Here is a 21,213-nt window from a genome sequence, read left to right on the forward strand (position 1 = left end):
TCAACTATCACCGTAAAAGAGAAGCGCGATGAAAAACAGGTTTCGCCAGGGAGAGGCAGCGACGTTCTCTCCAGGCATAATGGCTGTGATTATTTGTCTGCTGGCGACGCCGGGGAAGGCACAGGAGTTGCCGGGAAAGTCTGAACAAGAACCGGTCGATATCGCTGAGCATGTCGAATTCGATAATATCTTCCTCAACCTGGAAAATAAAAATTCGGTAGATTTAAGCCGTTTCGCTAATGGCGCGGCGGCGCTGCCGGGACGCTATCGTGCGCTGGTTTATATCAACGGCCAGGCGACGCTCACCAGTGAAATCGATGTCGTGGCGCAGCCGGATAAAACCAGCCGGGTGTGCCTGACATCTGACCTCATTAAAACGATCCCGTTTCATTATGAAAAGCTGCCTAAGGATTTCCTGACGCCGTTTCAGCAGGGTGAACAGTGCCTTGATCTGGAGAAAAAGCTTCCGCATTCGGAAATCGCCTTTGATACCAGCGAACAGCGGCTCGATATTTCCGTGCCGCAAATCTACCTGCTGCATAACGCGCGCGGCAGCGTTAACCCGGAGCTATGGGACAGCGGTATTCCTGCGCTGATGCTCGGGTATAACATGAATGGTTATTCCAGCCACGCGAATGGCAAAACGCTCGATTCCTTTTATTCAAGCCTTGAAGGCGGCCTGAACGTCGGTGCCTGGTATCTTCGTCATAACGGCTATTACAGCTATATGGAAGAGGGCGAGCGGCAATACAGCAGCATCAGCACCTATTTGCAACGCGATATTCCGGTTATCAAAGGACGCGCGTTGATCGGGGAAACCAGCACCCAGGGGCAGGTGTTTGACACGCTGCCTTTCAAAGGCGTGCAGGTCGCGAGCGACGAGCGCATGCTGCCGGAATCGCAGCGCGGTTACGCGCCGGATATCCGCGGCGTCGCCCGTACTAACGCCCGCGTGACGGTGCGTCAGAGCGGGCAGACCATTTATGAAACCACCGTCGCGCCCGGCGAATTCGCGATTAACGATCTCTACCCGACCGGCTACGGCGGCAATCTTGACGTAACGGTTTATGAAGCCGACGGCAGCGAACAACATTTCCAGGTGCCTTATGCCTCGGTGGCGCAGCAGTTACGCCCCGGCGCGCTGCGTTATTCCGTGGTCGCAGGTGAATATCGCAACGATTCGCTGCGCACCAAACCGGCGCTGTATCAGGCCACTTACCAGTACGGGATCTCCAACCGCCTGACGAGTTACGGTGGCGTGCAGGTGAGCCAGGGCTATTACGCGCTGCTGTTCGGGATGGCTTTCGGTACGCCCATCGGCTCGCTGGCGCTGGACGTCACGCAGGCGCGCACGCATCTGGATAACGGCACCTCTTTCCTGGGCCAGCGTCGGGCCGACAGCCTGAGCGGGCAGAGCTATAAAATCAGCTTCAGCAAAGATATCACGGAGACGCGCAGCAACATTTCACTGGCGGCGTATCGCTTCGCGACCAGTCAGTATATGGATTTCCAGACCGCCATGCTGACGCGCGATGCGGTCGATCGCGGCGAGTCGCCAGACAATATCCTGCGCATGAAAAATCAGTTCGTGGCAACGGTCAGCCAGGGGCTCGATGACGGCTGGGGACAGTTTTATCTCAGCGGCTCGTTACAGGATTACTGGAATAAAGCGGGCTCCGATAAACAGTTCCAGGTCGGTTACAACAACAACTATAAAAGCCTGACGTATGGCGTGACGGTGAGCCGCACCTACAGCAAAGAGAACGAAGGGCAGACGAACTATTTGCTGACGATGAGCTTCCCGCTGGGCGAGGGCTTCGAACAGCATACGCCACACGCGCATATCGATTTGACGCGCGACAGCAACGGCCACGACGGGCAGCAGGTCGGCGTTTCCGGTTCGCTTGGCGATTATAACCAGATGAACTACAGCGTGACCGCGATGAACGGCGATCAGGGACAAGGCACCAGCGGTTCGTTTAACGCCGATTACCGCAGCCAGGTTACCTCAGTGAGTGGCGGCTACAGCGTGGGCGATCACTACAGTAGCGTGTCGCTTGGCGCGACCGGCACCATTCTTGGTCATTCCGGTGGGCTGACATTTACGCCCTATACCTCGGACACTTTCGCGCTGGTTGAGGCGAAAGGCGCGCGCGGCGCGGCGGTGTCGTCCTATCCTGGCGTGTTTGTGGATGGACGTGGCTATGCCGCTGTGCCGTATCTCGACCCGTACCAGTTCAACGACATTACGGTCGATCCGAAAACCGCGCCGGTGAATGTGGAGCTGGAGAACACGTCGCAGAAAGTAGCGCCGTATCTTGGGGCAGTGGTGAAGCTCACCTACAAAACCAATACCGGCACACCGGTACTTATCGCGTCGAACTATCAGGGCGAACCGGTGCCGTTCGGCGCGGTGGTGTTTGATGCCGAAGGCAATCAGGTGGGCTCGGCAGGACAGGGCGGGCTGGTTTATGCCCGCGTTGGCAACAACCAGGGCCAGCTTACGGTTAAGTGGGGCGAGAGCGTAGGGATGCAGTGTCTTATCAGCTATTTGCTGATGCCGCAGGCGGAGGGACAGCGCCAGTCGATTCAGCGTTTCGAGACGCCGTGTCTGCCGCCCTCAGGCGTGGCGTCGTCTTCATCGCCGCTGCAACTCTCCACCGACCGGCGGCGGCAGACGGCGCTCACGGCCGGATAACGTCGGCCTGACGGGCCGGCCAATCACCTATTTCCTGTGACGGGAATGATGCACTGTAAAGAGGGAATTATGGCTGTAAGGAAAACCGTTTTATCTCTCGGAGCCGGGATGCTTCTGCTGCTGCTATTCAGCAAAGACGCGTTGGCTTCTACCTCCTGTTCTTATCACACCGGATCGCACGCGGTGAACGTGACGCTGCCGATTAACGGGACGATTTCCGTCGGCTCTGACGCCTCTGACGGGCGCACGCTCTACCGGTTGCATTACATGCCCAGCGCGCCGGTCAAGATTGACTGTCTCTCGACCGACAGCATTCCGTACGACGTTTCGTATGATTATCACTGGACCAGCACGCCGCACGCGCTCTCACCGTGGAGCGGCTCGCCGTTCCCCAACAAAGTCTGGGACACTAACCTGCCGGGCGTGGGGGTCGCGGTATGGGCGCAGGGTGACAAAAACATCGCTATTCCGGGAATCTATTACATCGATACCATTCGACCTGAACCCAATCAGAACGTGAACCATACGGTGAACAGTGAGTTCTGGCTCTATCTCATCAAAACCGGCCCTATTCAGCCGGGATATGTGAACGGCCAGGATCTGCCGTCGATGGCGATTGACTTCATCGCGTCAGGCGCCGCTGGCAGTCCGCTTAACGCGCTGAAAATCAATTTTACTGGTTCGGTCAATATCGCCGCGCTCTCCTGTACCACGCCGGATGTGAATGTGAAGCTTGGCACCTGGAGCGCGGAGAATGATTTCAGCGGCGTAGGAAGCGGGACAGAGTGGCGCGATGCGTCGATTACCCTGACCAACTGCCCGCGCGCCTGGGGTATTCGTACCAATATTGACGCGAATGATAGCGGCATCACGACGATGGGTAACGCCTCGCCAAACCCGGTGTGGATCACGATGAAGCCTTCCACGACGGTGATTGATGCGAACAACGGTATCTTCTCCGTGACGCCTGGCAGCGACAGCGCCAGCGGGATCGGGATTCAGATAGCCAAAGGCAATGTGTCGGATGCGACGCATGAGCCAATGGCGCTGAACACCTATACCAATAACTACTGGAATCTGAGCACGGATGATGTCAACACGCACCGCATTCCGTTTGTGGCGCGTTATGTCCAAACGGAAGACCGTATGCGCCCTGGCAAAGCAAACGGCGCGATTACGTTTACGGTGCTCTATTACTGACGCTGACCGTTGCGCCCATAAAAAAAGCCCCGGCATGCCGGGGCTTTTTATCCTCTGAGGCGCGACATCAGCCCGTGTTGCGCATCCCTGCCGCGACGCCTGCGATGGTGACCATCAGCGCCTGTTCAACGCACGGATCGGCGGGTTTGCCTTCTTCTTCCGCCAGACGTGAACGGTGCAGCAGCTCTGCCTGAAGCACGTTCAGCGGGTCGGTGTAGATATTACGCAGCTGGATGGACTCGGCAATCCACGGCAGGTCCGCCATCAGATGCGAGTCGTTGGCGATATCCAGCACCACTTTGATGTCGGCTTCCAGCAACTGACGCAGCTCACGGCCGAGCGGCCAGAGTTCCTTTTTCACCAGACGCTGATCGTAGTATTCCGCCAGCCACAGATCCGCTTTGGCGAAGACCATCTCCAGCATGCCGAGGCGCGTGGAGAAGAACGGCCAGTCGCGGCACATGGTTTCCAGCTCGTCCTGTTTGCCATCTTCCACCACTTTTTGCAGCGCGGCGCCCGCGCCAAGCCAGGCGGGCAGCATCAGACGGTTTTGCGTCCAGGCGAAAATCCACGGAATGGCGCGCAGCGATTCCACGCCGCCGGTCGGGCGACGCTTGGCCGGACGTGAACCGAGCGGCAGTTTGCCAAGTTCTTGTTCTGGCGTTGCCGAGCGGAAGTACGGCACGAAATCGTTGTTTTCACGCACATAGCCGCGGTACATGGTGCAGGAGATGTTAGAAAGCTCATCCATGATGTGACGCCAGGCGGCTTTCGGCTCCGGCGGCGGCAGCAGGTTGGCTTCCAGAATGGCGCTGGTATAAAGCGACAGGCTGCTGATGGTGACTTCCGGCAGACCGTATTTAAAGCGGATCATCTCGCCCTGTTCGGTGACGCGCAGGCCGCCTTTCAGGCTGCCCGGCGGCTGGGAGAGCAGGGCAGCGTGCGCCGGCGCGCCGCCGCGGCCAATAGAGCCGCCGCGACCGTGGAACAACGTCAGTGCGATGCCTGCTTTCTCGCAGGTTTTGATCAGCGCGTCCTGCGCCTGGTACTGCGCCCAGGAGGCGGCCATCACGCCCGCGTCTTTCGCGGAGTCGGAATAGCCAATCATCACCATCTGTTTGCCCTGAATAAAGCCGCGATACCAGTCGATATTCAGCAACTGGGTCATCACGTCGTTGGCGTTGTTCAGGTCGTCGAGCGTTTCAAACAGCGGAGCCACCGGCAGCGCAAAGCCAATGCCCGCTTCTTTCAGCAGCAGGTGAACGGCCAGCACGTCGGATGGCGTTTTCGCCATGGAAATCACATAAGCGGCGATCGAGCCTTTCGGCGCTTCGGCGATGACTTTGCAGGTTTCCAGCACTTCGCGGGTGTTGTCGCTCGGCTCCCACTGGCGCGGCAGCAGCGGACGTTTGGAGTTCAGTTCGCGAATCAGGAACGCCTGTTTATCGGCTTCCGACCAGCTTTCGTAGTCGCCAATGCCGAGATAACGGGTCAGCTCGCCCAGCGCTTCGGTGTGGCGGGTGCTCTCCTGACGGATGTCGATACGCACCAGCGGCACGCCGAAGGCTTTCACGCGGCGCAGCGTGTCGAGCAGTTCGCCGTTGGCGATGATCCCAAGACCACAGGCGACGAGCGATTCATAACAGGCGTAGAGCGGCTCCCAGAGCTGTTCGTTCTGCGTCAGCAGGCCCTGCGGCTTCGGCAGCTTCTGGCCTTTCAGGCGCGCTTCGAGCCAGGCCTGGGTCGCGAGCAGCTGCGCGCGCAGCCCTTTCAGCAGGTAACGGTAAGGCTCCTGTGCGCCTTCGGTGCCGACATATTCACGCAGCGCGTCGCTGCACTCGACCATCGAGAGCTCGGAAATCAGCACCTGGATATCTTTCAGGAACAGGTCGGTCGCTTTCCAGCGGCTCAGCAGCAGGACGTGACGGGTGATATCCGCGGTGACGTTCGGGTTGCCGTCGCGGTCGCCGCCCATCCAGGAGGTGAAACGCACCGGCACAAAATCCACCGGCAGTTTGTAATCGAGATGCGCTTCCAGCTGTTCGTTCAGCTCGCGCAGATAATTCGGTACGCCTTCCCAGAGGCTGTTTTCCACCACGGCGAAGCCCCATTTGGCCTCGTCTACCGGGCTTGGGCGGTTTTTGCGAATTTCGTCGGTGTGCCAGGACTGCGCGATAAGCTGGCGCAGGCGACGCATGATCTGGTTGCGCTCGTAGTCGGCGATATCTTTATGGTCGAGCTGTTTTAAACAGTTGTTCACTTCGACCATTTTGTGGATCAGCGTGCGGCGGGTGATCTCGGTCGGGTGCGCGGTCAGCACCAGTTCCAGCGACAGCGATTCCACGGCCTGACGGATGGCGGTTTCGTTGATATCGGGCTGATCTTTAAGCTTGCGCAGGGTGCGGGCGATAATTTCCGGATTGCTGGCGGCTTCGCCTTTCGGCGAAATGCTGTGGTATTGCTCGGCGGTGTTGGCCAGGTTCAGGAACTGGCTGAACGCGCGGGCCACCGGCAGCAGTTCATCGTTGGAAAGGTTTTGCAGCGTGGTTAACAGCGCCTGGCGGTCTGCTTCATTGCCAGCACGGGACGACTTCGACAACTTGCGGATTGTTTCTACGCGGTCAAGGATGTTTTCTCCCAGCGCATCCTTGATGGTATCCCCGAGCAACTTGCCGAGCATACTGACATTGCTTCGCAAAGCGGAATATTGTTCGTTCATATAACCCCAGACACCCCATCTCACTTGTAAATGTCCTGTATCTTTCAAGCCGCAGCTGTGTTGGCTGCACTCGCCCACCCAGGTCACTTACTTATGTAAGCTCCCTGGGATGGGCTCGTTTGCCGCCTTGCTGCAACTTGAAATCTTTCGGACATAGCTCTTTGTCGTCTTTTATAAAGCCACGTGAAATCCCGTTCGTCAATTGCTGCGAAATCGCTTCAGCAGGTGAATAAAGTGCGGCAATTTATGAAAGTTAATTCACGTTATTGCAGATAAGTAACGCTTATGAAGATAGCGTGCAGGCGAGCGGCGCGATGTGCAGTCACACGCGCTGCGGCAGGGCGTAAAAGCAGTGAAATGGGCTGCATGTGACGAGCGGACTGGCGGGTGCGCATGGCTTACCCGCCCTACGGTGAAAGGGCGGCGCTACAACGGCGGGTGCGCTTTGCTTACCCGCCCTTGGGGATGAGATCTGGATTTTCGTAGGGTGGATAAGCGCAGCGCATCCACCGTGACATTCAGGGCATTCAGTGCCAGCAGAAGTGATGCACCACCTGCGAAATCAGCTCGCGGGTCGGCTTGATAAACCGCGTTTCCAGATATTCATCCGGCTGGTGAGCCTGATTAATCGAGCCGGGGCCTAACACCAGCGTCGGGCAAATCGTCTGAATAAACGGCGCTTCGGTGCAGTAGTTCACCACATCGGTTTGCGCGCCGAGCAGATTTTCCACCACCTGCACCAGCTTATGATCCGGCGGACATTCGTAGCCAGGGATTGGCGGATGCAGATCAAAAACCGTCAGACGGCCCGGCCAGCGCAGGCTTACCGGCTCCAGCGCCTCGTTCAGAAGCCCGCTTAAATCGTCAAGCGTCATGCCCGGCAGCGGACGAATATCCATATGCAGTTCGCAGCAGGCGCAAATACGGTTCGACGCATCACCGCCGTGGATATGGCCGAGGTTAAGCGTCGGGTAAGGCACCGTAAACGCGTCATAGTGATAGCGTTCTTTGAGCGAATCGCGCAGTTGCATAATGCGCCCGATGGCGTCATGCATCAGTTCAATAGCATTTACGCCGCGCTCCGGGTCGCTGGAGTGGCCGGATTGCCCCTGCACGCGGATCGCGCTGGAAATATGGCCTTTATGGGCGCGGATGGGCTGGAGCGACGTCGGCTCGCCAATAATGGCGCAGTCCGGGCGCAGGGCAGTGGTTTCGGCGAAATAGCGCGCCCCCGCCATGCTTGTCTCTTCATCAGCAGTCGCCAGGATGTAGAGCGGTTTTTTCAGCTGCGTCACATCCACGTCACGCAGCGCATCAAGAATAAACGCGAAAAAGCCTTTCATGTCGGCGGTGCCAAGCCCGAACAGTTTGTTGTCATGCTCGGTCAGCGTGAAAGGGTCGCGCGTCCAGCGTCCGTCGTCGAAAGGCACGGTATCGGTATGCCCGGCCAGCAACAGGCCGCCTGCGCCGCTGCCGGTGCTCGCCAGCATATTGAATTTATTGCGCGTACCGGGAACCGGCTGCACTTCGACCTGGAAGCCGAGACTGCCAAACCAGCCCGCCAACAAATTGATTAAAGTCGCATTACTCTGATCGAGCGCGCTGTCGGTGGCGCTGATGGAAGGTGTGGCGATAAGCGCGCGGTAAATCTCGATAAATGGCGGTAATTTCATTTTCACTGTTGACAGACCTCAGGTCGTGATAGTATCAATATTCATGCAGTATTTATGAATAAAAATACATTAACGTTGAGCGTAAGGGAACCGCCGGGTTCCGGTGAAGACGATACGCTCGCGGACGCGGCAACGGCCCGGAGGCCCGCGCCTGAAATACATGACGGTAGAAGGTATCCAGCCCCGATGTTGAACACGCTGATTGTTGGCGCCAGTGGTTATGCCGGCGCAGAGCTTGCGACCTACGTGAATCGCCATCCGCATATGAACATAACCGCATTGACGGTCTCAGCGCAAAGCAATGATGCGGGAAAGTTAATCTCCGATCTGCATCCGCAGCTGAAAGGCGTGCTTGACCTGCCGCTGCAGCCGATGAGCGACATTCGCGAGTTCACCGACGGCGTGGATGTGGTGTTTCTCGCCACCGCCCATGAGGTCAGCCACGATCTCGCGCCGCAGTTTCTCGATGCGGGCTGCGTGGTGTTTGACCTCTCCGGCGCCTTTCGCGTTAACGACGCCGCGTTCTACGACAAATTTTACGGATTCACGCACCAGCACCCGGAGCTGCTGGCGCAGGCGGTGTATGGCCTGGCGGAGTGGAATCGCGATGCGCTGAAGGAAGCGACGCTGGTGGCGGTGCCGGGATGCTACCCGACCGCGGCGCAGCTTTCGCTGAAACCGCTGATTGACGCGGGTTTGCTGGATCTCAACCAGTGGCCGGTGATTAACGCTACCAGCGGCGTGAGCGGCGCGGGGCGAAAAGCGGCTATCTCCAACAGCTTCTGCGAAGTGAGCCTTCAGCCTTACGGCATTTTTACGCATCGCCATCAGCCGGAAATCGCGAGCCATCTGGGCGCGGAGGTGATCTTCACGCCGCACCTCGGCAGCTTCCCGCGCGGCATTCTGGAAACTATCACCTGTCGCCTGAAGCCGGGGGTGAGCGCGCAGCAAGTCGCCGCCACCTTCCAGGACGCTTACGGCGACAAACCGCTGGTGCGGCTGTATGACAAAGGCGTGCCCGCGCTGAAAAACGTGGTGGGTCTGCCGTTTTGCGACATCGGTTTCGCCGTGCAGGGCGAACATCTGATCGTGGTCGCCACGGAAGATAACCTGCTGAAAGGGGCCGCCGCGCAGGCGGTGCAGTGTATGAATATTCGTTTTGGCTTCGCCGAAACGCAGTCACTTATTTAACCGAGTCAGGTGTGATGATGAACCCGTTAATCATTAAGTTAGGCGGTGTGTTGCTCGACAGCGAAGAGGCGCTGGAGCGTCTTTTTACCGCCCTCGTTAACTACCGCAAGGAGCATCAGCGCCCGTTGGTCATCGTTCACGGCGGCGGCTGCCTCGTTGACGACCTGATGAAGCAGCTCAACCTGCCGGTGAAAAAGAAAGACGGCCTGCGCGTCACGCCTGCCGATCAAATCGACATTATTACCGGCGCGCTGGCGGGCACCGCCAACAAGACGCTCCTCGCCTGGGCGAAAAAACACGGTATTGCCTCCGTCGGCCTGTTCCTGGGCGACGGCGACAGCGTCAGCGTGACGCCGCTGGATGAAGAACTGGGCCATGTGGGCCAGGCGCATCCGGGGTCGCCGAAGCTGATTAACACGCTGCTGGAAAACGGCTTTATGCCGGTGATTAGCTCGATTGGCGTCACCGATACTGGCGACCTGATGAACGTGAACGCCGACCAGGCGGCCACGGCACTTGCGGCGACGCTTGGCGCGGATCTGATTCTGCTCTCTGACGTCAGCGGCATTCTGGACGGCAAAGGCCAGCGCATCGCTGAGATGACCTCTGCGAAAGCCGAGCAGCTTATCGCGCAGGGCATCATCACCGACGGGATGATCGTTAAAGTGCATGCGGCGCTGGACGCCGCCCGCACGCTGGGCCGCCCGGTGGACATCGCCTCCTGGCGCCACGCGGAGCAGTTGCCCGCCCTGTTTAATGGCGTGTCCATCGGCACGCGCATTTTGGCCTGATTACAAATTTTTTAAAGGAAAAAGACAATGCAAAATCACGGCATCAAAAAAGTGGTTCTCGCTTACTCCGGCGGCCTCGACACCTCTGCCATCATTCCGTGGCTGAAAGAAAACTATGAAGGCTGCGACGTGGTCGCCTGCGTGGTCGATATCGGCCAGGATCGTGACGATCTGAAAGGCGTTGAGCAGAAAGCGCTGCGCTCCGGCGCGTCCGAGTGCTATGTGGTCGATGCGCGTGAAGAGTTCATCAAAGATTACGTGTACCCGGTGCTGCAAACCGGCGCGCTGTACGAAGGCAGCTATCTGCTGGGCACTTCAATGGCGCGTCCGCTGATCGCCAAAGCGCTGGTGGACGTGGCGAAGAAAGTGGGCGCCGATGCGCTGTGCCACGGCGCGACCGGTAAAGGCAACGACCAGGTGCGTTTTGAATCCGCCTGGGCGGCGCTGGCCCCGCACCTGAAAGTTATCGCCCCGTGGCGTGAGTGGAACCTGCGTTCCCGTGAGGCGCTGCTGGATTACCTGAAAGCGCGCGATATCCCGACCACCGCGTCGCTTGAGAAAATCTACAGCCGCGACGAGAACGCCTGGCATATCTCTACCGAAGGCGGCGTGCTGGAAAGCCCGTGGAATGCGCCGAACCAGGATTGCTGGGTCTGGACGGTCGATCCTAAAGACGCGCCGGATGAGGCGGAGCAGGTGACCGTGACCGTTGAGAAAGGCAACGTGGTTGCGGTTAACGGCGAGCATCTGACCCCGTTTGGCTGCCTGGAAGTGCTGAACAAAATCGGCGCGAAGCATGGCGTGGGCCGTATCGATATCGTGGAAAACCGTCTGGTGGGTATCAAATCCCGCGGCTGCTACGAAACCCCGGGGGGCACCATTATGATGGCGGCGCTGCGCGGCGTTGAGCAACTGGTGCTGGATCGTGACAGCTTTAAATGGCGCGAGCAGGTGGGCCTTGAGATGTCTTACGTGGTGTACGATGGCCGCTGGTTCGCCCCGCTGCGTCAGTCCCTGCAGGCGGCGGCGCAGTCGCTGGCTGAGCAGGTGAGCGGCGAAGTGGTGCTGGAGCTCTATAAAGGCCGTGTGACCGCGATTCAGAAGAAATCGACCAACAGCCTGTATAACGAAGAGTTCGCGACCTTCGGCGAAGACGAAGTGTATGACCACAGCCATGCGGGCGGCTTTATCCGTCTGTTCTCGCTCTCTTCACGCATCCGTGCGCTGAATGAGCTGAAGAAGTAATCTGCTGTTGCGTGGATGGCGGGTGCGCTGACGCTTACCCGCCCTACGCGCGGTAAGGGGAGCACAGGTAAGCGAAGCGCCTCATCGTAGTTTGTAGGGCGGGTAAGCGAAGCGCACCCGCCATTTAAGAGATAACCAGAACAGTCGTAGTGCGGGGAAAGCACCCCCGCCATTGCAAGACAGATAACGGAGCGGATTATGGCACTTTGGGGCGGACGTTTTACTCAGGCGGCAGACGGGCGGTTTAAACAATTTAATGACTCTCTGCGCTTTGACTACCGACTCGCCGAGCAGGACATTATCGGCTCCGTGGCCTGGTCTAAAGCGCTGGTTACGGTCGGCGTGCTGACCGCGCAGGAGCAGAGCCAGCTTGAAGGCGCGCTCAATACGCTGCTGGAAGAGGTGCTGGAAAACCCGCACGCGATTCTGGAAAGCGACGCGGAAGATATTCACAGCTGGGTGGAAGGCAAGCTTATCGACAAAGTCGGCCCGCTCGGCAAAAAACTGCATACCGGACGCAGCCGTAACGATCAGGTCGCGACTGACCTGAAGCTCTGGTGCAAAACCCAGGTGCATGCGCTGCTGAGCGCCACGCGTCAGCTCCAGCAGGCGCTGGTGGTCACCGCCGAGGAAAACCAGGATGCGGTGATGCCGGGTTACACCCATCTGCAACGCGCCCAGCCGGTGACGTTTGCGCACTGGTGCCTGGCGTATGTCGAAATGCTGGCGCGCGATGAAAGCCGCCTGAAAGATACGCTGAAACGTCTGGACGTCAGCCCGCTTGGCAGCGGCGCGCTCGCCGGTACGGCGTATGAGATCGACCGTGAACAACTGGCGGGCTGGCTCGGCTTCGCAAGCGCCACGCGCAACAGCCTGGACAGCGTTTCCGATCGCGACCATGTGCTGGAGCTGCTGTCGGACGCCGCCATCAGCATGGTGCATCTGTCGCGTTTCGCCGAAGACCTGATTTTCTTTAACTCCGGCGAAGCGGGGTTTGTCGAGCTGTCCGATCGCGTGACGTCTGGCTCCTCGTTAATGCCGCAGAAGAAAAACCCGGACGCGCTGGAGCTGATCCGCGGCAAGTGCGGCCGCGTGCAGGGCGCGCTCACCGGCATGATGATGACGCTGAAAGGCCTGCCGCTCGCGTACAACAAAGACATGCAGGAAGATAAAGAAGGGCTGTTCGACGCGCTCGACACCTGGCTTGACTGCCTGCATATGGCGGCGCTGGTGCTGGACGGCATTCAGGTGAAACGTCCGCGCTGCCAGGAAGCCGCGCAGCAGGGCTACGCTAACGCCACGGAACTGGCGGATTACCTGGTCGCTAAAGGCGTGCCGTTCCGCGAAGCGCACCACATTGTGGGCGAGGCGGTGGTGGAGGCGATTCGTCAGGGCAAACCGCTGGAAGATCTGGCGCTCGGCGACCTGCAAAAATTCAGCCCGGTAATCAGTGACGATGTGTACCCGGTGCTGTCGCTCCAGTCGTGTCTTGATAAGCGCGCGGCGCAGGGCGGCGTGTCGCCGGTGCAGGTGGCGCAGGCCATTAGCGCGGCGAAAGCGCGACTGGCATAATAGCGAATGGCAGAAGAAAGCCCGGCGGATGTCGGGCTTTTTTTATGCGTCCCGAAACGCAGGCAAAAAAAAGCGGACTTACTGTCCGCTAAATAGTTCACGTTGGCTTTAGTTATACGGCTAACAGAGAGACTCTGTGTGCGGGTTATCACTCAGTGAGGGTAAGGAGTGATGTTCTCCGCGGCTGAGGCTATTATTCACTTTCGTGCTTGATAGGGATAATCGTTGGTTGCTATGCTATCTATCGCCATGAACTATCATGGCGGCGGAGGATGAAGAATGAATATTCGTGATCTTGAATACCTGGTGGCCCTTGCCGAACATCGCCATTTCCGGCGTGCGGCGGACGCCTGCCACGTGAGTCAGCCAACCCTGAGCGGTCAAATCCGTAAGCTTGAAGATGAACTCGGCGTGATGCTGCTGGAACGCACCAGCCGCAAAGTGCTGTTCACGCAGGCGGGGCTGCTGCTGGTAGACCAGGCGCGTACCGTTTTACGTGAAGTTAAAGTGCTGAAGGAGATGGCGAGCCAGCAGGGCGAAACCATGTCCGGCCCGCTGCATATTGGCCTTATCCCGACCATCAGCCCTTATCTGCTGCCGCAAATCATCCCGATGCTGCACCAGACCTTCCCCAAACTCGAAATGTATCTGCATGAAGCGCAGACGCATCAACTGCTGGCCCAGCTCGACAGCGGCAAGCTCGACTGCGCTATCCTTGCGCTGGTCAAAGAGAGCGAAGCCTTTATCGAAGTGCCGCTGTTTGATGAGCCGATGCTGCTGGCGGTCTATGAAGATCACCCGTGGGCCGGACGCGACCGCGTGCCGATGGGCGAACTGGCGGGCGAAAAACTGCTGATGCTGGAAGACGGCCACTGCCTGCGCGATCAGGCGATGGGCTTTTGCTTCGAAGCGGGCGCGGATGAAGACACGCATTTCCGCGCGACCAGCCTTGAAACGCTGCGTAATATGGTGGCGGCAGGCAGCGGCATTACGCTTTTGCCTGCGCTCGCCGTACCGCCGGAACGTCATCGCGATGGCGTGGTTTATCTGCCCTGCGTGAAGCCGGAACCGCGACGCACCATTGGTCTGGTGTATCGTCCGGGCTCGCCGCTGCGCAGCCGCTATGAGCAGCTCGCAGAGGCCATCCGCAAACAGATGGATGGCCGCTTCGACAGCGCGTTAAAACAGGCGGTTTAAGCCGTTCAGCGCGGCGACCCGATAGGCTTCCGCCATCGTCGGGTAGTTAAAGGTGGTGTTAACGAAGTACTCAATGGTGTTACCGCCACCTTTCTGCTCCATAATCGCCTGGCCGATATGAATAATCTCGGCCGCGCGCTCCCCAAAGCAATGAATTCCCAGAATCTCTTTGGTTTCGCGGTGGAACAAAATCTTCAGCGTGCCCACGTTCATGCCCACAATTTGCGCGCGCGCCAGGTGTTTAAACTGCGCGCGTCCCACTTCGTAAGGCACTTTCATGGCGGTGAGCTGCTGTTCGGTTTTGCCGACGGAGCTGATTTCCGGAATGGTGTAGATGCCGGTTGGAATATCTTCCACCAGGTGCGCCGACGCCACGCCCTGCACCAGCGCCTGCGCGGCGATGCGGCCCTGATCGTAGGCGGCGGAAGCCAGGCTCGGATAACCGATCACATCGCCCACGGCATAGATGTGCGGCAGCGCGGTCTGGTACATGCTGTTGACTTTCAGCAGCCCGCGGCCATCGGCCTCAAGCCCGATATTCTCCAGCGCCAGCGAATCGGTGTTGCCGGTGCGTCCGTTGGCATAGAGCAGGCAGTCAGCTTTCACTTTCTTGCCTGATTTCAGGTGCACAATCACGCCGTCATCCACGCCTTCGATACGCTCATACTCTTCGTTGTGGCGAATCACCACGCCGCTGTTCCAGAAGTGGTATGAGAGCGAATCGGACATCTCCTGATCGAGGAACGCCAGCAGACGGTCGCGGGTGTTGATGAGATCCACCTTGACGTTCATCCCGCGAAAAATCGACGCATATTCACAGCCGATGACGCCCGCACCGTAAATAATCACGTGGCGCGGCTCATGATGCATGCTGAGGATGGAGTCGCTGTCGTAGATGCGCGAGTGAGTGAAATCCACATCGTCCGGATGATAAGGACGCGAGCCGCAGGCAATCACGAATTTCTCTGCGGTCAGGGTCTCTATCGAGCCGTCGTGACAGGTCAGCTCAATCGTATGCTCGTCAATAAAACGCGCGTCGCCTTGCAGGATCTGGCAGCGGTTGCGCTCATAAAAGCCCTGGCGCATGTTGGTCTGCTGATTGATCACGTTGTCGGCGTGGTTGAGGATGTCGGCGAAAGAGGAACGGAGAGGACGGGAGTGGGCGCTGTATAACGGGTTCTGGTTAAATTCAATGATACGGCTGACGGCGTGGCGTAGCGCTTTCGACGGGATGGTGCCCCAGTGGGTGCAACCGCCGCCGACATTATGGTAGCGCTCTATCACGGCTACCGTGGCGCCCTGTTTCACCAGGCCCATTGCAGCGCCTTCGCCGCCAGGGCCAGAGCCAATCACTATTACATCATAATCGTAGGTTTGTGGCATGGTAAGGCTTACCTTGTTCTTATACATAAAAGCAACAGAATAGTAACATCACCCAAAGAATAACCCAATTCTCCCTGTGCGTTTTGCCATCTCTGGTAGCCTCCGCTTCGTAAACAATCATTCACAATCCGTTATAAACCCGGTAGTTTTAAAACTGGTATAGTGCCGTTTCAACAGGAAGGAATCAGGCAACGTGATGGGCGTCAGAGCGCAACAAAAAGAACGAACCCGGCGGTCGCTGGTGGAAGCCGCGTTTAGTCAGCTAAGCGCGGAAAGAAGTTTTGCCAGCCTGAGCCTGCGCGAAGTGGCGCGCGAGGCCGGTATCGCGCCGACTTCGTTTTACCGGCATTTCCGCGATGTGGATGAGCTGGGTCTGACGATGGTGGATGAAAGCGGGCTGATGCTGCGCCAGCTGATGCGCCAGGCGCGCCAGCGCATCGCCAAAGGCGGCAGCGTGATCCGCACGTCGGTCTCCACCTTTATGGAGTTTATCGGCAATAACCCGAACGCCTTCCGGCTGCTGCTTCGCGAGCGCTCCGGCACGTCTGCGGCGTTTCGCGCCGCCGTGGCGCGTGAAATCCAGCATTTCATCGCGGAACTTGCCGATTATCTGGAACTCGAAAATCATATGCCGCGCGCGTTTACCGAGGCTCAGGCGGAGGCGATGGTGACCATCGTCTTTAGCGCTGGCGCTGAGGCGCTGGATGTGAGCCCGGAACAGCGCGGGCAATTAGAAGAGCGACTGGTCTTGCAGCTGCGCATGATTTCCAAAGGCGCTTACTACTGGTACCGTCGCGAACAAGAAAAGATGGCGCAAAATTCCGATAAGTGAAGGACGAGCAATGAGAACCACGACACAAGAAAAGGGTACGCTGCTGCTGGCGCTGTTAGCTGGCCTGTCAATTAACGGCACTTGCGCGGCGCTGTTTAGCTCCATCGTGCCTTTCTCGATTTTCCCGATTATTTCCCTGGCGCTGACGGTGTACTGTCTGCATCAGCGTTACCTTAACCGCACGATGCCGGTGGGCCTGCCTGGCATCGCCGCCGCCTGCTTTATTCTGGGCGTGCTGCTGTACAGCGCTGTGGTGCGCGCCGAATACCCGGCGATTGGTTCTAACTTCCTGCCGTCGGTGTTATCGGTGGTGCTGCTGTTCTGGATTGGTTTTCGCCTGCGTCAGCGCAAGGCGCGCTACGAAGAGTAAAGAAAGGGCGCCGCGGCGCCCTTTTTATTAGCGGCGCGTTAACAGCACGCCGCATTCCATGTGGTGGGTGTAAGGGAACTGATCGAACAGCGCGAGGCGCTCAACGCGGTGCGTCTGGCTTAGCGTGTCGAGGTTCTCGCAAAGTGTTTGCGGGTTGCAGGAGATATAAAGGATACGCGGATACGCCTGCACCATTTTGACCGTTTCCTGATCCAGCCCGCTGCGCGGCGGATCGACAAAGATCGTCTCGCACTGATAGCTTTTCAGGTCGATCCCCTGCAGGCGGTTAAATTCACGCACGCCATTCATCGCCTGGGTAAATTCTTCCGCCGCCATGCGGATAATCTGTACGTTGTCGATGTGGTTGGCCGCAATGTTGTATTGCGCGGCGGCGACGGACGGCTTGGCGATTTCTGTCGCCAGCACGCGGTTAAAGTTGCGCGCCAGCGCCAGCGAGAAATTGCCGTTACCGCAGTAAAGCTCCAGCAGATCGCCCTTTGAACCCTGCGTGACATCCAGCGCCCACTCCAGCATATGAATGTTCATCGCCGCGTTTGGCTGGGTAAAGCTGTTCTCCACCTGGCGGTAAATCATCTCTGTGCCCGCGACCGGCAGGCGCTCGTCGATGTAATCCTGATCGAGCATGATTTTGGTTTTCGTCGCGCGGCCAATGAAGTGGACGTCGAAGCCGTCGGCGCGCAGCGCGTCGCGAAGACGCGTCGCCTCTTCACGCCAGGCGTCATCCAGCGCGCGGTGATAGAGCAGCGAGACGACCGCCTGCTGGCTACGGGTGGTCAGGTAGTCAATCTGGAACAGCTTATGGCGCAGCGTGCGGTTGTCGCGAATGCCCGCGATCATGCGCGGCATCAGGGCGTTAATCAGCTCGCTCGCCGCCGGGAAACTGTCGACGCGAATACGGCTGCGCGTCTCCTGATCGAAAATGATGTGGTAGAGGTCGTCGCCGTCATGCCAGAGGCGGAACTCGGCGCGCATGCGGTAGTGGCTTACCGGCGAGCGGAACACCTCCGGCGCTGGCGCGGCGAAAGGCGCCATCATGCTTTGCAGGCGCTCTGTTTTTTCGGCCAGCTGTGCGTCGTATTGATCGATGGGGAGATGTTCGGGGGTCATCATGCGTCCTGGGGTGATAAAAATTTACGCCGGGATTGTAGGGAATGCGGGCGTGATGTCCAGCGTTGATTGTTTTTGCATCATCACAGATGGAAGTCTGGACTTCTGTCTGGCGCTCCATGTAGCATGCCGTTTCCGGTCTCCTGTGAGTGAAAAGGGAATCCAGTGCGAATCTGGAGCTGACGCGCAGCGGTAAAGACAGGTGGGATGAACGCGTTCGCAGACACTGCCGGCCCGCCGGTGGGAAGTCCTCATCCGTAACACACCTCCAAGCCCGAAGACCTGCCGGAGTCACGTCGCATCTCGCGCGCTTATCGCGTTCTATTAAGTGCGCCTGCGGCATCCTATACGTTAAGCGGATGCTTATATTAATGATGATAAAAAAAATCTCGCTGCTGACGGCGCTTTCCGTCACGGCGTTTTCTGGCTGGGCGCAGGATAGCGGCTCAGATTCTCTGGTGGTGACCGCCAACCGTTTTCAGCAACCGGTCAATACAGTGCTGGCGCCGACTGATGTCGTGACGCGTGAGCAAATCGATAAATGGCAGTCTAAGACAGTGCTGGATGTGCTGCGTCGTTTGCCTGGCGTGGATATTTCACAAAACGGGGGAATGGGGCAACTCGCTTCCGTTTATGTCCGCGGCACGGATTCACGCCACGCGCTCATCCTGATGGACGGCGTGCCAGTTTCTCGCCCAAACCTTTCCAATGACTCCAATCTTTATCAAATCCCGGTGTCGCTAATTCAGCGTATTGAGTTTATTCGCGGGCCGCGTTCGGCGGTATATGGCTCCGGAGCGATTGGGGGCGTGATTAATATCATCACGCAGAGTGATGATGAAGTGTTACGGATTGATGCTGGCGTCGGTTCTAAGGGCTATCAGGAATATTCGGGCACGCTGCGTCAGCGTTTTGGCGACACGGTGGTAACGGCGATAGGCGCGTATCAGACGACTCACGGGTTTAACGTTCAGCCGGGATCGACATGGAGCCATGACAGCGACCGCGACGGTTATCGTAATAAAACGTTTTTTGGCAGCCTTCAACATCATTTCTCTGACAACGTTGAGGGTTTCTTTCGCGGCTATGGTTATGCCAATAACGCCGATTTCGATGTGGGCAGCCCGCCGTTTTCTCCGGCATTCAGCGCGGATGAAAACCAGTATGACAATCAGTCCTGGGACACCGGATTACGCTATAACGCCGACATCTACTCTTCTCAGCTCATCGCCAGTTTCCAGAAGCTGAAAAGCTATAACTACAGCAGCCTTTATGGCCGTTACCAGGATGGCACGACGCTTGATCGCATGGAACAGCGTTATATTCAGTGGGGTAACAACCTTGTTGTCGGTCACGGTTCTGTCAGTGCCGGAGTGGACTGGAAGCAAGAAAAACTCACGTCAGTCACGCAGGCTGATACTGACCGCTATAAACGCGATACCACGGGGATTTACCTTACCGGCCAGCAACAGGTGCTTGATAATGTCACGCTCGAAGCGTCAGGTCGTGAAGATCATGATGAGCAGTTTGGCTGGCATGGCACCTGGCAGACCGCTGCTGGATGGGAGTTTGTGGATGGCTACCGCGCCACCCTTTCATATGGTACAGGGTTTCTGGCGCCGGGCCTGACCCAGCAGTTTGGGTCGCCGCAGTATCATATTGCGTCCAACCCGGATCTTCAGCCGGAAAAATCCAGACAGTGGGAAGCAGGCATTGAAGGGGTAACCGGTCCTCTGGACTGGCGCTTGTCGACGTGGCGATACAAGATTGACAACCTGATAAGCTATAACAATAACGCTTATTACAACGTCAAATCCGCCACGATTAAAGGAGTGGAGTGGACTGGCAATCTGACCACCGGGCCTGTAAGTCATCAGCTTACGTTGCAGTATATCGATCCGCGTGATGATGAAACTCATGAGCGTTTACAGCGCCGCGCCAGACAACAGGTGAAATACGATCTCAGCGGTGAAGTCTCAGACTTTGGGTGGGATGTCACTTACCAGTATATCGGCGAGCGTGACGATACTAATTTTAATGCTATCCCATCAAAAAAAGTGAAGCTCGGCGGCGTCAGCCTTTGGGATGTCGCGGTTTCGTATCCGGTCACCTCTCACCTTACAGTTCGTGGTAAAATAGCTAATCTGTTCGATAAAGATTACGAGACGGCTTATGGCTACGCGACTGCAGGACGAGAATACACGTTGTCAGGCAGCTACACCTTCTGAGGCCCGCCCAACCATTCTGGTTTTTGATTCCGGCGTGGGTGGGCTTTCTGTTTATGATGAGATCCGGCATCTCCTGCCGGATCTGCATTACATCTACGCTTTCGATAACGTTGCATTCCCCTATGGCGAGAAAAGCGAAGCGTTTATCGTTGAGCGTGTGGTCGAAATTGTGACTGCCGTTCAGGCGCGCTACCCCCTGGCGCTCGCCGTTATCGCCTGCAACTCTGCCAGTACGGTATCTCTCCCTGCCTTGCGTGAAAAATTCGCGTTTCCTGTGGTGGGCGTAGTGCCTGCTATCAAACCGGCTGCGCGTCTGACGGCGAACGGTGTGGTAGGGCTGCTCGCGACCCGTGGCACCGTTAAGCGTCCTTATACGCATGAGCTGATTGCGCGCTTCGCCAATGAATGCCAGATAGAAATGCTGGGCTCGGCGGAGCTGGTGGAAATTGCTGAGGCGAAACTGCACGGCGAACCGGTCTCTCTGGAGGCGCTGCGCCGCGTGCTGCGCCCGTGGCTGCGTATGCCGGAGCCGCCGGATACCGTTGTGCTCGGTTGTACGCACTTCCCGCTGCTGGCCGACGAGCTGTTGCAGGTGCTGCCGGAAGGCACACGGCTGGTGGATTCGGGCGCGGCGATTGCCAGACGCACCGCGTGGCTGCTGGAGCATGAAGCACCGGATGCGTCTTCTTCTGATGAGAATATTGCTTACTGTATGGCATTAACGCCGGAAGTTGCGCAGTTAATGTCCGTTTTGCAGCGTTACGGCTTCAATAAGCTCGAAAAACTGCCACTCTAAAGGTTTTTTGCACAAAAAAGAGACGGTTGAAAAGTTTTTTGAAATTAGGGGTTGTCAGGCGGAAAGAACTCCCTATAATGCGCCTCCACTGACACGGCACAACGGCAAACGAGCCGGCCCGTCAGGCAGACGAAAGCGAAAATAAACGCTTGACTCTGAAAGAGGAAAGCGTAATATACGCCACCTCGCG

The 21,213-nt window shown here is 57.8% G+C and carries 15 protein-coding genes and 1 riboswitch; of the genes, 11 read left to right on the forward strand and 4 right to left on the reverse strand.

Annotated elements, in window-relative coordinates:
* Positions 1-28: 28 nt before the first annotated feature.
* Complete coding sequence (locus G9X48_RS21185; RefSeq protein WP_105629589.1) at positions 29-2,698, forward strand: fimbria/pilus outer membrane usher protein; 2,670 nt, start codon at positions 29-31, stop codon at positions 2,696-2,698.
* Between the two features lie 108 nt (positions 2,699-2,806).
* Positions 2,807-3,898 (forward strand): fimbrial protein, encoded by a 1,092-nt coding sequence (locus G9X48_RS21190; protein WP_097641709.1) that lies wholly within the window; start codon positions 2,807-2,809, stop codon positions 3,896-3,898.
* 67 nt (positions 3,899-3,965) lie between these two features.
* Here G9X48_RS21190 and ppc read toward each other — a convergent pair whose 3' ends face one another.
* Entirely contained in the window at positions 3,966-6,617 is a 2,652-nt protein-coding gene (ppc, locus tag G9X48_RS21195; protein ID WP_097641710.1) for a phosphoenolpyruvate carboxylase, read from the reverse strand.
* A gap of 527 nt (positions 6,618-7,144) precedes the next feature.
* Positions 7,145-8,296, reverse strand: coding sequence for an acetylornithine deacetylase (gene argE, locus G9X48_RS21200; protein WP_007892500.1), 1,152 nt, complete (start codon positions 8,294-8,296; stop codon positions 7,145-7,147).
* 180 nt (positions 8,297-8,476) lie between these two features.
* Between argE and argC the strand changes: the two genes are divergently transcribed.
* The 5 genes from argC (at position 8,477) to oxyR (ending at position 14,286) form a co-directional block, all read left to right on the forward strand.
* Complete coding sequence (argC, locus tag G9X48_RS21205) at positions 8,477-9,481, forward strand: N-acetyl-gamma-glutamyl-phosphate reductase (protein ID WP_014729831.1); 1,005 nt, start codon at positions 8,477-8,479, stop codon at positions 9,479-9,481.
* Positions 9,482-9,495: 14 nt separating this feature from the next.
* Positions 9,496-10,272: an acetylglutamate kinase gene (argB, locus tag G9X48_RS21210; protein ID WP_085958993.1), complete on the forward strand. Its 777-nt coding sequence runs from the start codon at positions 9,496-9,498 to the stop codon at positions 10,270-10,272.
* A 27-nt stretch (positions 10,273-10,299) separates the two neighbouring features.
* A complete protein-coding gene (locus G9X48_RS21215) occupies positions 10,300-11,517 on the forward strand; it encodes an argininosuccinate synthase (RefSeq protein WP_004386940.1) in 1,218 nt (405 codons plus the stop codon).
* A gap of 198 nt (positions 11,518-11,715) precedes the next feature.
* The gene (gene argH / locus G9X48_RS21220) at positions 11,716-13,089 is read left to right on the forward strand and encodes an argininosuccinate lyase (RefSeq protein WP_007892504.1); all 1,374 of its coding nucleotides are present in this window, start codon (positions 11,716-11,718) and stop codon (positions 13,087-13,089) included.
* Positions 13,090-13,368: 279 nt separating this feature from the next.
* Entirely contained in the window at positions 13,369-14,286 is a 918-nt protein-coding gene (oxyR, locus tag G9X48_RS21225) for a DNA-binding transcriptional regulator OxyR (RefSeq protein WP_004386937.1), read from the forward strand.
* On the opposite strand, the gene sthA is transcribed toward oxyR, so the two are convergent.
* A complete protein-coding gene (gene sthA, locus G9X48_RS21230) occupies positions 14,269-15,669 on the reverse strand; it encodes a Si-specific NAD(P)(+) transhydrogenase (protein ID WP_007779293.1) in 1,401 nt (466 codons plus the stop codon). The two genes, oxyR and sthA, sit on opposite strands and share 18 nt — an antisense overlap.
* 193 nt (positions 15,670-15,862) lie before the next feature.
* Here sthA and fabR point away from each other — a divergent pair, with 193 nt between their 5' ends.
* Both fabR and G9X48_RS21240 read left to right on the forward strand, forming a co-directional pair.
* Complete coding sequence (fabR, locus tag G9X48_RS21235) at positions 15,863-16,501, forward strand: HTH-type transcriptional repressor FabR (RefSeq protein ID WP_007779290.1); 639 nt, start codon at positions 15,863-15,865, stop codon at positions 16,499-16,501.
* Between the two features lie 10 nt (positions 16,502-16,511).
* Positions 16,512-16,871: a YijD family membrane protein gene (locus G9X48_RS21240; protein ID WP_032988613.1), complete on the forward strand. Its 360-nt coding sequence runs from the start codon at positions 16,512-16,514 to the stop codon at positions 16,869-16,871.
* 27 nt (positions 16,872-16,898) lie between these two features.
* On the opposite strand, the gene trmA is transcribed toward G9X48_RS21240, so the two are convergent.
* Positions 16,899-17,999 (reverse strand): tRNA (uridine(54)-C5)-methyltransferase TrmA, encoded by a 1,101-nt coding sequence (trmA, locus tag G9X48_RS21245; protein ID WP_032973505.1) that lies wholly within the window; start codon positions 17,997-17,999, stop codon positions 16,899-16,901.
* A 119-nt stretch (positions 18,000-18,118) separates the two neighbouring features.
* Positions 18,119-18,304: riboswitch (cobalamin riboswitch) on the forward strand.
* Between the two features lie 69 nt (positions 18,305-18,373).
* Here trmA and btuB point away from each other — a divergent pair.
* Positions 18,374-20,227 carry a TonB-dependent vitamin B12 receptor BtuB gene (gene btuB / locus G9X48_RS21250; protein ID WP_007892506.1) on the forward strand — a complete coding sequence of 618 codons (1,854 nt, stop codon included), beginning with the start codon at positions 18,374-18,376 and terminating at the stop codon, positions 20,225-20,227.
* Positions 20,172-21,023 (forward strand): glutamate racemase, encoded by an 852-nt coding sequence (gene murI, locus G9X48_RS21255; RefSeq protein WP_029039320.1) that lies wholly within the window; start codon positions 20,172-20,174, stop codon positions 21,021-21,023. Before btuB ends, murI begins: the two co-directional genes overlap by 56 nt.
* Positions 21,024-21,213: the final 190 nt, after the last annotated feature.

The sequence above is a fragment of the Cronobacter sp. HA18006 genome, assembly GCF_011605445.1.
Lineage (GTDB): Bacteria > Pseudomonadota > Gammaproteobacteria > Enterobacterales > Enterobacteriaceae > Cronobacter > Cronobacter sakazakii.

What these genes read in the sequence shown, in the direction of transcription:
- G9X48_RS21185 (WP_105629589.1), top strand. Translation starts at nt 29, where the DNA reads ATGAAAAACAGGTTTCGCCAGGGAGAGGCAGCGACGTTCTCTCCAGGC.
- G9X48_RS21190 (WP_097641709.1), top strand. Translation starts at nt 2,807, where the DNA reads ATGCTTCTGCTGCTGCTATTCAGCAAAGACGCGTTGGCTTCTACCTCC.
- ppc (WP_097641710.1), bottom strand. Translation starts at nt 6,617, where the DNA reads ATGAACGAACAATATTCCGCTTTGCGAAGCAATGTCAGTATGCTCGGC.
- argC (WP_014729831.1), top strand. Translation starts at nt 8,477, where the DNA reads ATGTTGAACACGCTGATTGTTGGCGCCAGTGGTTATGCCGGCGCAGAG.
- argB (WP_085958993.1), top strand. Translation starts at nt 9,496, where the DNA reads ATGATGAACCCGTTAATCATTAAGTTAGGCGGTGTGTTGCTCGACAGC.
- G9X48_RS21215 (WP_004386940.1), top strand. Translation starts at nt 10,300, where the DNA reads ATGCAAAATCACGGCATCAAAAAAGTGGTTCTCGCTTACTCCGGCGGC.
- argH (WP_007892504.1), top strand. Translation starts at nt 11,716, where the DNA reads ATGGCACTTTGGGGCGGACGTTTTACTCAGGCGGCAGACGGGCGGTTT.
- oxyR (WP_004386937.1), top strand. Translation starts at nt 13,369, where the DNA reads ATGAATATTCGTGATCTTGAATACCTGGTGGCCCTTGCCGAACATCGC.
- sthA (WP_007779293.1), bottom strand. Translation starts at nt 15,669, where the DNA reads ATGCCACAAACCTACGATTATGATGTAATAGTGATTGGCTCTGGCCCT.
- G9X48_RS21240 (WP_032988613.1), top strand. Translation starts at nt 16,512, where the DNA reads ATGAGAACCACGACACAAGAAAAGGGTACGCTGCTGCTGGCGCTGTTA.
- trmA (WP_032973505.1), bottom strand. Translation starts at nt 17,999, where the DNA reads ATGACCCCCGAACATCTCCCCATCGATCAATACGACGCACAGCTGGCC.
- btuB (WP_007892506.1), top strand. Translation starts at nt 18,374, where the DNA reads ATGATAAAAAAAATCTCGCTGCTGACGGCGCTTTCCGTCACGGCGTTT.
- murI (WP_029039320.1), top strand. Translation starts at nt 20,172, where the DNA reads ATGGCTACGCGACTGCAGGACGAGAATACACGTTGTCAGGCAGCTACA.